This window comes from Microvirga tunisiensis (assembly GCF_009296175.1).
GTDB classification, from domain to species: domain Bacteria; phylum Pseudomonadota; class Alphaproteobacteria; order Rhizobiales; family Beijerinckiaceae; genus Microvirga; species Microvirga tunisiensis.
In genome coordinates this window covers 42,396-51,568 of sequence record NZ_VOSK01000023.1, presented here as the reverse complement: position 1 = coordinate 51,568, position 9,173 = coordinate 42,396, and the positions used below count along the sequence as shown (strand labels likewise).

Annotated in this window: 9 protein-coding genes and 1 pseudogene; 5 read left to right on the top strand and 5 right to left on the bottom strand. The window is 64.6% G+C overall.

Going from position 1 to position 9,173, the window contains the following annotated elements; all coding sequences use genetic code 11:
* The 5 genes and pseudogenes from FS320_RS45870 to FS320_RS09410 form a co-directional block, all read left to right on the top strand.
* Positions 1-127: pseudogene (locus FS320_RS45870) on the top strand (IS630 family transposase); the annotation flags it as partial.
* Between the two features lies 1 nt (position 128).
* Complete coding sequence (locus tag FS320_RS09425) at positions 129-1,202, top strand: extracellular solute-binding protein (RefSeq protein WP_152711109.1); 1,074 nt, start codon at positions 129-131, stop codon at positions 1,200-1,202.
* A 175-nt stretch (positions 1,203-1,377) separates the two neighbouring features.
* The gene (locus FS320_RS09420) at positions 1,378-2,463 is read left to right on the top strand and encodes an ABC transporter ATP-binding protein (RefSeq protein WP_152711108.1); all 1,086 of its coding nucleotides are present in this window, start codon (positions 1,378-1,380) and stop codon (positions 2,461-2,463) included.
* Positions 2,460-3,317: an ABC transporter permease gene (locus tag FS320_RS09415; RefSeq protein ID WP_244627053.1), complete on the top strand. Its 858-nt coding sequence runs from the start codon at positions 2,460-2,462 to the stop codon at positions 3,315-3,317. The genes FS320_RS09420 and FS320_RS09415 overlap by 4 nt, the downstream gene beginning before the upstream one ends.
* A gap of 16 nt (positions 3,318-3,333) precedes the next feature.
* The gene (locus FS320_RS09410) at positions 3,334-4,173 is read left to right on the top strand and encodes an ABC transporter permease (protein WP_152711107.1); all 840 of its coding nucleotides are present in this window, start codon (positions 3,334-3,336) and stop codon (positions 4,171-4,173) included.
* A gap of 288 nt (positions 4,174-4,461) precedes the next feature.
* Here the strand turns inward: FS320_RS09410 and FS320_RS09405 are convergent, their stop codons facing one another.
* From FS320_RS09405 to FS320_RS09385, 5 genes are read right to left on the bottom strand one after another with little or no spacing between them, the layout of a single operon-like run.
* Positions 4,462-5,529 carry a dipeptidase gene (locus FS320_RS09405; RefSeq protein WP_152711106.1) on the bottom strand — a complete coding sequence of 356 codons (1,068 nt, stop codon included), beginning with the start codon at positions 5,527-5,529 and terminating at the stop codon, positions 4,462-4,464.
* A gap of 17 nt (positions 5,530-5,546) precedes the next feature.
* The gene (locus FS320_RS09400; RefSeq protein ID WP_152711104.1) at positions 5,547-6,332 is read right to left on the bottom strand and encodes an ABC transporter ATP-binding protein; all 786 of its coding nucleotides are present in this window, start codon (positions 6,330-6,332) and stop codon (positions 5,547-5,549) included.
* A 15-nt stretch (positions 6,333-6,347) separates the two neighbouring features.
* Complete coding sequence (locus FS320_RS09395) at positions 6,348-7,184, bottom strand: ABC transporter ATP-binding protein (protein ID WP_152711102.1); 837 nt, start codon at positions 7,182-7,184, stop codon at positions 6,348-6,350.
* Positions 7,181-8,113 (bottom strand): ABC transporter permease, encoded by a 933-nt coding sequence (locus FS320_RS09390; RefSeq protein WP_152711100.1) that lies wholly within the window; start codon positions 8,111-8,113, stop codon positions 7,181-7,183. Before FS320_RS09390 ends, FS320_RS09395 begins: the two co-directional genes overlap by 4 nt.
* Positions 8,113-9,171, bottom strand: coding sequence for an ABC transporter permease (locus FS320_RS09385; protein ID WP_420846719.1), 1,059 nt, complete (start codon positions 9,169-9,171; stop codon positions 8,113-8,115). The genes FS320_RS09390 and FS320_RS09385 overlap by 1 nt, the downstream gene beginning before the upstream one ends.
* Positions 9,172-9,173: the final 2 nt, after the last annotated feature.

Here is a 9,173-nt window from a genome sequence, read left to right as displayed (position 1 = left end):
GGAGGCCATCAACCGCTACGTGGCTGAAACCAATGCACGTCCCAAGCCCTTCACCTGGACGGCCAACCCAGATGAGATCATCGCTGCCGTCCGGCGAGGGCACCAAGTGTTAGATTCCGTCCACTAGGATGTTGACCAAACGCGCCGGCTTGAAGCTGGCTACGGCTCTCGCCGCACTCATGGTCGTCGGATCGGCGCAGGCCGCCGAGAAGCTGCGGCTCCTGACCTGGGCCGATTACGTTCCGAAAGACGTGATGGAGCAGTTCACCAAGGAGACCGGCATCGAAGTCGAGGTCACCCTCTCGAACAACGAGGAGATGATCTCCAAGCTGCGCGCCACTCAGGGTGCGGGCTTCGACCTCGTCCAGCCGAGCCAAGACCGCATCGCCGGCCCGCAGGCGGAATTCGGCATCTACAAGCCGCTCGATCTGTCCAAGCTCAAGTCCGACCTCTTCATCGCCTCCATGCTGGAAGCGACCAAGAAGAACACCACCGTCGACGGCAAGGTCTACGGCGTTCCCCACATCTGGGGCACCGACGGTCTCATCGTAAACACCAAGGCGGCCCCGAAGGTCGCGGATTACAACGATCTCTGCGATGCCGCGATTGCCGGCAAGGCCAGCTTCCGCGCCAAGCGCCCGGCGCTCATCGCCTTCGCGTTCGCCAACGGCATGGACCCCTTCGCGTCCTACAAGGACCCGAAGGCCTACACCGCCATGATGGAGAAGGTCGGCGCGAAGCTCGCCGAGTGCAAGAAGAGCGTAAAGTTCTTCTGGGACGGCAAGGACCAGCTCCTCAACGCCATCCGCTCCGGCGAAGTGGTGGCCGCCATGGCCTGGGACACGGGCGGCTGGAAGCTCAACTCCGAGAATGCCGACATCAAGTTCATCGCGCCCAAGTCCGGCGCGCTCGGCTGGGTCGACACCTTCGCGATTCCCGCCAAGGGCCGTAACGACGATGCGGCCTACAAGTGGATCAACTTCAACATGAAGCCCGAGATCGCAGCAAAAGTTGCTGCGACCGCCGGCAACTTCACGGCTTCGAACGGTGCCGACAAGCTCATGCAGGGCAAGCTGAAGGATCAGTTCGCCGAGAGCTTCCCGAAGGCCGCCATCGACAACATCAAGTGGTATCCGGCCGTGCCGGCCGGCATCGAGGAGATCGAGGGCAAGGTCCTCGACCGTCTGAAGGCCGGTTCGTAAGAGCCCATCGTAGTGTATCATCATCCCCCGGCAAGCAGCGGCCCCAAAAGTGGACTCCACTTTTGGGATCCATCCGATGCTCGTTTCTAGATAGCGCATCGTTCGGGCCGGAAAACCGGCCCCATTTTTCCGCACGATGCGCTTGCCGGGGGATGACTTTTTGCGTGGCAGCGTCATGGCCTCTTCAAACGATCTCGACATCGTCAACGTCACCAAGCGCTTCGGCAGCCACGCGGCCGTCGATGATGTGACGTTCAGCGTCGCTCCCGGCGAGTTCTTCTCGATCCTCGGCCCTTCCGGCTGCGGCAAGACCACCCTGATGCGCATGATCGCCGGCTTCGAGCATCCGACGAGCGGAGACATCCGCATTCGCGGGCAGTCGATGATCGGCGTTCCGGCCAACAAGCGCCCCGTCAACATGGTGTTTCAGAGCCTTGCGCTCTTTCCCATGATGAGCGTCGGTGAAAACGTGGCCTATGGGCTCACCTGCCGCGGCGTGTCTCGTGCGGACGCCGAGGAGCGCGCTAACCGCATGCTGGAGCGCGTCGGTCTCAAAGGCTTCGGCGAGCGCCGCGTGACGGCGCTCTCGGGCGGCCAGCGGCAGCGCGTGGCGATTGCCCGCTGCCTCGTGCTCGAGCCCACGCTCGTGCTCCTCGACGAGCCGCTCGGCGCTCTCGATCTCAAGCTGCGCGAGCACATGAAGATCGAATTGAAGCAGCTGCAGGGCACGTTCAACACCACCTTCGCCTACATTACGCACGACCAGTCCGAAGCGCTCGTCATGTCCGATCGCATCGCCGTGATGAATCAGGGTCGGTTCGAGCAGGTGGGAAGCCCGCGCGAGCTCTATCACAACCCGGCCACGCCCTTCGTGGCGAGCTTCGTCGGCGAGACGAACCGCTGGCAGGGCGAGATCATGTCGTCGTCCGATGGAACCGTTGCCCTGCAACTGCCCTCGGGAACAGTGACCCAAGGATCAGGCAGGGTCCTGCAGAAAGCGGCCGTCGCTTTCGTGCGGCCGGAGGCCGTCGCTCTGGCTCCGAACCAGCCAGCGTTGCGCGACCTTCCGAATCGTTTCGAGGGCCGGGTGTCAGCGGTGCTGTTCGACGGCGCCAATTCGAGCCTGCTCATTGAGACGCTAGGCTTCGATCGACCGGTTCGTGCCGTGCTCCCGCAGGCCGGACCGCTCGCCGGCATCGAAGTCGGTGCGCCGATCCATGTGGGCTGGACGGCGGACGCCATAAGGGTCTTTGCCGCATGATGACGAAACCGGCGCAGCGCCTCACGTTCTTCCTGCTGCTCGCCCCGGCGATCCTGTGGCTCGGGCTCCTCATCGTGCTGCCGCATGTGGAGATCCTCATCCTGTCCTTCAGCGAGCGGGTGGCGCCGCGGGTCTATGCCTTCGGCGTCGGCAACTATCTCGAATTCTTCACCGAGCCGCTCTACTGGCGGACCTTTGCCCGCACCGCCTTCATGTCGATCCTGGTCACGGCTCTCACCCTCGTGCTCGCCTTCCCCATCGCGCTCTACATCGCCCGCGTCGCGCAGGGCCGCGTGAAGGCGATGCTGTTGCTGCTCTGCCTGCTGCCGTTCTGGGTGTCGGAGCTCGTGCGTACGCTCGGCTGGATGATGCTGCTGCGCGAGACCGGCGTGATCTCCTATATGCTGCGGGCCGTCGGTCTTGCCGACCAGCCGGTGGAACTCCTCTACAACGACGGTGCCGTGATCCTCGGTCTCGTTTATGGCGGGCTGCTGTTCATGATCGTGCCGCTCGCCAATGCCCTGGAGAGCCTCGATCCCTCCGTGGTCGAGGCCGGCTTCGATCTCGGCGGCAGCCGCTGGACCGTCCTACGCCGCATCGTCATTCCCCATGCGATGCCCGGCATCGTCGCAGGCTCGATCATCGTGTTCATGCTGACCGTCGGCAATTTCGCGACGCCGGTGCTGCTCGGGGGCAAGAACGGCCTGTGGTTCACCGAGCAGATCTACGCGCAGTTCATCACGCGCTTCAACTGGCCTCAAGGGGCAGCCTTCGGCATGCTGCTCCTGCTGCTCTCCTCCGCCATCGTGTGGCGGGCCTGCGCCTCACCGGCCAGAGCCTTGGCACCACGTTGAAGCAGGCTTGAAGTCCATGAACCGACCGACCATCGCCTGGAAGCTCTACATCGCGGCATTCTACATCTTCCTGTTCGCGCCGCTGCTCATCGTGGCGATCTTCGCCTTCAATGCGAGCCCGTTCCCGTCGCCGCCCTGGCGCGGCTTCACGCTCGAATGGTTCACCGGGTCCGGCACCGTCTTCGGCAAGCCCGGCGTGCTGACGGACCCAATCTGGTTGAGCAGCATCGGCAACAGCTTCAAGGTCGCCGTGCCGGTGGCCCTGCTCGCCGTCCTCCTCGGCACCGTCAATGCCTGGGTGCTGGAGCGGGCCGAATTCCGCGGCAAGACGGTTCTCGCGATGATGATGCTCTGGCCGCTCGTGATCCCCGGCGTGGTGCTCGGCATCTCGATCCTCGCCTTCTTCTCCCGGGTGGCGAACGGGCTCGAGGACTGGCTTCAGACCGACCTCGATTTCCTGCGTCCCGGCCTGCCGCTCGTCATCCTGGGACAGCTGTCCTTCATCCTCACGATCTCGACGCTCATCATCGCCGCCCGTCTGCGCAAGTTCGACCTGTCCCTGGAGGAAGCCGCCTTCGACCTCGGGGCGAGCCGCGCGCGGGTGCTGCGCACCGTGACGCTGCCCTTCTTGAGCCCCGCGCTCATCGGGGCAGGGCTCGTGGCTTTGCTGATGTCGTTCGAGAACTTCAACACGACCCTGATGCTCGTCGGATCCGACGCCCCGCTGCCGATCACCATGTACGGTCAGATGCGCGAGGGCGCGACGCCGGCCATCAATGCGGTGAGCTTATTGCTGATGCTCGGCGTCGGAGGGATCGCAAGCGTGTTTGCGCTGACGGCGAAGGCGGAGCGGTAAGTTACCTCCCTCGTCATCACCGGCCTTGTGCCGGTAATGACGATCATCTGAAACGCTGCGCTTCTTCGTATCGAGATGACCGGCACAAGGCAGGCCATGACGGTCTGGATGTCATCCCCGGCGAGCGTAGCGAGGGAAGGGGATCCATGACCACGGGGCTGATTGCTCTGGCACCGTCAGCGGCTATGGATTCCCGCCTGCGCGGGAAGGACAGTGTTGAAGCTCAGGCGTCATTCTCGGCAGACGATCCCGGGTTCTGCTTCGCAGCCCGGGATGACGGTTGGCAACTCACCGTCCCCAGGTGCGCTCCAGGACGTTCACCCAGTTCTCGTAGCAGAGCTTGCGCAGGGTCGCTTCGTCGTAGCCGTGGCGGCGCATGGCGTCGACGAGGCGGGGCAGGCCGCGCACGTCGCCGATCTCCGCCGGGATGGTGGCGCCGTCGAAATCGGATCCGAGACCGACGCCATCGACGCCCACATGCGCGATCAGGTGATCCATGTGGCGGATCATCTCTTCGAGCGGCGTGTCGTCATTGCGCTGGCCGTCGGGGCGGATGAAGGAGGTGGCGAAGTTCACACCCACCATGCCGCGGCTCTCGCGGATGGCGGCGAGCTGCTTGTCGGTCAGGTTGCGCGAGTGCTGGCAGATCTCCCACGCATTGGAATGGGTGGCGACGAGCGGCGCATCCGAGAGGCGCGCCACGTCCCAGAACCCCTTCTCGTTCAGGTGCGAGAGATCGATCATGATCTTCAGGCGATTGCAGGCGCGCACCAGCTCAAGGCCGCGATCCGTCAGGCCGGGACCGGTGTCGGAAGTCGAGGGATAGCGGAACGGCACGCCGTGGCCGAAGATGTTGGGGCGGCTCCAGACCGGACCGATGGAGCGCAGCCCACTCTCATAGAGCACGTCCAGCATGTGCAGGTCGGGATCGATGCCCTCCGCGCCCTCGATGTGCAGGATGGCCGCGAGCCTGCCGTTGTCGATGCACTGGCGGATATCGGCGGCGGTCCGGCAGATCTTCACCTCGCCTTTCGAGGCACGCTCGATGCGGATGAGCAGCGAGGCCATGTGCAACGTGACCTGCTGGCTCGGCGCCAGCGCCAGAGTCGCGGGCAGGGGCACGTCATAGCGCGACTGCGTCATCAGCGCGTCCACATCGACACCCACGCTGTCCGACGGCACGTAGACGGCAAAAAATCCGCCGACGAAGCCGCCTTCCTTCATGCGCGGCCAATCGAGGTGTCCGATGTTGTCGCCTTCCAGAAAAGCCTGTTCCGGCTGGATCTTGCCGCGCATGAGGCGGAGAAGGACGTCGTTGTGGCCATCGAAGACGGGCATCAGGGAAGAGCGGGACATGGATTCGTGCCAAACGGTTAGGATTCAAATTGAAGTTCAACCGACCAGAGCTTGTGTCGGCTGTTTCGCATCTCTCGTAAAGCCCTGGCTCGCTGGGTGTATTCGTTCGAGGCCACGCCCGAGCGCAAGGCCGTCGACGTCGTCTCTTCGACGGCCTCGCCATGGCGCATGACCAGAAGGCGCTCGCACAGGTGGGCTACGACCGCGAGATCGTGGCTGACCAGGATATAGGTCAGGCCCAGCCTGCGGCGCAGATCGTCGAGCAGGTTCAGGATCTCCGCCTGCACGGAGGCGTCGAGCGCCGAGGTCGGCTCGTCGAGCAGCAGAACCTTCGGGCGCAGGATCAGCGCACGGGCGATGGCGATGCGCTGACGCTGGCCTCCAGAGGGCTGGTGCGGATAGCGGAAGCGGAAGGAGGGGCCGAGGCCCACCTCGCGCAGGGCTTGGAGGATGCGCGCCTCGGCGTCCTTCTCGCCGTGAATGGCGAGCGGTTCGGAGAGCGTGCGATCGACCGTATGGCGTGGATGGAGCGAGGCGTAAGGGTCCTGGAACACCATCTGCACCGTGCGGTAGAACGCCTTGCCACGCGGTGTGGTGACTTCCTTGGCCTCGACGAGCACACGTCCGCTGGTGATCGGCGCCAGGCCGCAGATGGCGCGCAGCACGGTCGACTTGCCGGAGCCGGATTCGCCGACGAGCCCATAGGCCGCGCCGGGCTCCACGTGGAAGCTCACGTCCTTGACCGCATCGACCCTGAGGCGGCCGGTGCCGAAGACGACTTCAAGATTCTGGATATCGAGCATCGGATCTTTCACCGGTCACAGCGCCCAGGCGGGATCGCGGTTCAGGGTGGGAAGCGGACGAACGTCGTTCGCGAGCGTCGGCAGGCAACGCATCAGCCCCTGCGTATAGGGATGCTTCGCCTCGCGCAGGTTCTTCGCCTCCAGCTCCTCGACCACGCGGCCGGCATACATCACCAGCACCCGGTCGCAGAAGGAGGAGACGAGCTTGAGGTCGTGCGAGATGAAGATGAGACCCATGCCGCGCTCGGTGACGAGTTCGTCGAGGATGCGCAGCACCTCCATCGACACGGTCACGTCGAGCGCCGAGGTCGGCTCGTCGGCGATGAGCAGGTCGGGATCGGTCACGAGCATCATGGCGATCATGGAGCGCTGGCCCATGCCGCCCGACACCTCGTGCGGGTAGAGCGAGAACACGCGGCCGGGATCGCGCATCTTCACCGCCTCCAGCATGGCAAGCGCCTTGTCCCGGGCTTCCCCACGGCCGGCCCGGGCATGCGCCTGATAGGCCTCGATGATCTGCTCGCCGATGGTCATGACCGGATTCAGCGAGTATTTCGGATCCTGCATCACCATGCTGATGCGCCCGCCGCGCAAGGTGCGCAGGGTGCGCTTCGAGGCGGTGAGCAGGTCGATCCCGTCGAAGGCGAGCCGCTTGGCCGTGACCTCGCCGGGGGGAGGGGTGAGCCCCAGGATCGCGCGGCCCGTCTGCGACTTGCCCGATCCCGACTCGCCCACGATGCCGAGGCGCTCGCGGCCGAGCTGGAAGGACACGCCGCGCACCGCTTCCACGGTGCCGGTGCGCAGATGAAAGCGGACGCGCAGATCTTCGACGTCGAGAAGCGGCTTCGTCATTTGGCTGCCTTCGGATCGAGAACGTCACGCAGGCCGTCGCCGAGCAGGTTGAAGCCGAGGCTCACCACGAAGATGGCCAGACCCGGCATGGCGGCGACCCACCATTGATCGATGAGATAGTTGCGGCCGGTGGCGACCATCGCGCCCCATTCCGGCATCGGAGGCTGGGCGCCGAGACCGAGGAAGCCGAGGCCCGCGGCCGTCAGGATGATGCCCGCCATGTCGAGCGTCACGCGCACGATGAGCGATGAGAGGCACAGCGGCACCACATGCCCCAGGATGATGCGCGGCGTCGATGCGCCCTGCAGCTTCACGGCCGCGATGAAATCGCTGTTGCGGATCATCAGCGTCTCGGCGCGCGCGATGCGGGCATAAGGCGGCCAGGATGTGATCGCGATGGCGATGATGGCGTTCTCGATGCCGGGACCCAAGGCCGCCACGAAGGCCAGCGCCAGGATCAAGCGCGGGAAGGCGAGGAAGATGTCGGTGATCCGCATCAGGACCGTGTCGACCCATCCGCCGAGATAGCCGGAGACGGTGCCGACCAGAAGCCCGATAGGGGTCGCGATCAGGGCCACCAGCACCACGACGAAGAGCGTGATGCGCGAGCCGTAGACCACGCGGGAGAAGATGTCCCGCGCCTGGTCATCCGTGCCGAACCAGTAGGTCTCGCTCGGCGGCAGCAGGCGCTGCGTGCGCAGGTCCCCGCCCGCAACCGGCGAATAGGGCGCGATGAAATCCGCAAAGAGCGCCACGAGGATCAGCAGGATGACGATGCCGAGGCCGACAACCGCGAGCGGGTTCCGGGAGAAGGCGCGCCAGCCCAGATAGAAGCGGCCGAGGCGGGCCTGCCAGCGGGAATGCGGCTCTGCAGAGAGCAGCCAGGCCCGAAGGCCTGCGGGTTGTTCAGCAAGAGGGGCGCCGGCCATCAGCGGGTCCTCGGATCGAGCAGGCGGTAGAGCAGATCGGAGACGAGATTGAGCAGCACGAAGGCGGTCCCGATCACGAGGGTTCCGCCCAGCACCGCATTCATGTCTGCGTTCTGCAGGGAATTGGTGATGTACTGGCCGAGCCCCGGCCATGCGAAGATCGTCTCAGTCAGTACTGAGCCTTCGAGCAGATTGGCATAGGACAGGGCGATCACCGTGATGAGCGGCACGGCCGCGTTGCGCAGGGCATGGCGCCAGATCACGCGCATCTCGGACAGGCCCTTCACACGCGCTGCGATCACGTATTCCTGTGCCAGCTCGTTGAGCATGAACGAACGCGTCATGCGACTGATATAGGCCAGCGAAAAATAGCCGAGCAGGCAGGCGGGCAGGATGATGTGCGAGACCGCATCCCAGAACGCATCCCACTGACCCTGCATGGCAGTATCGAGGAGCACGATGTTGGTGACCGGCGTATAGAGATAGGAATAGGTCACGTCGATGCGGCCCGGCCCTGCGACCCAGCCGAGCTTGGCATAGAAGACCAGCAGGCCCATGAGGCCGAGCCAAAAGATCGGGATGGAATAGCCTGCAAGGCCCAGTACGCGCACGAACTGGTCGATAAAGCTGCCGCGCTTGACGGCGGCAAGGATGCCGAGCGGGATACCGAGGATGACGCCGATTAGGGTGCCGAGGGTGGCAAGCTCCAGCGTTGCCGGGAATGTGTTGGCGATATCCATCATCACCGGATTGGTGGTGAGAACCGAATTGCCGAAATCGCCGGTCGCGGCTTTCTTCAGGTAGATCCAGAACTGCTGCAGCAGCGGCAGGTCGAGGCCGAGTTCCTGGCGGACGCGTTCGTAAACCTGTGGGGGGGCCCGATCGCCCACGATGGCGATCACGGGATCGATGGGCACGACGCGGCCGATGAAGAAGGTGACGGCCGCAAGGCCGAGGAGCGTCGTCGCCAGGATGATGACGAACTGGGCGACGTTCTTAAGGGAGGAGCGGAGGGCACTTGCATGCCCTCCGCTCCGGTTCATGACAGCTGAGACCATCG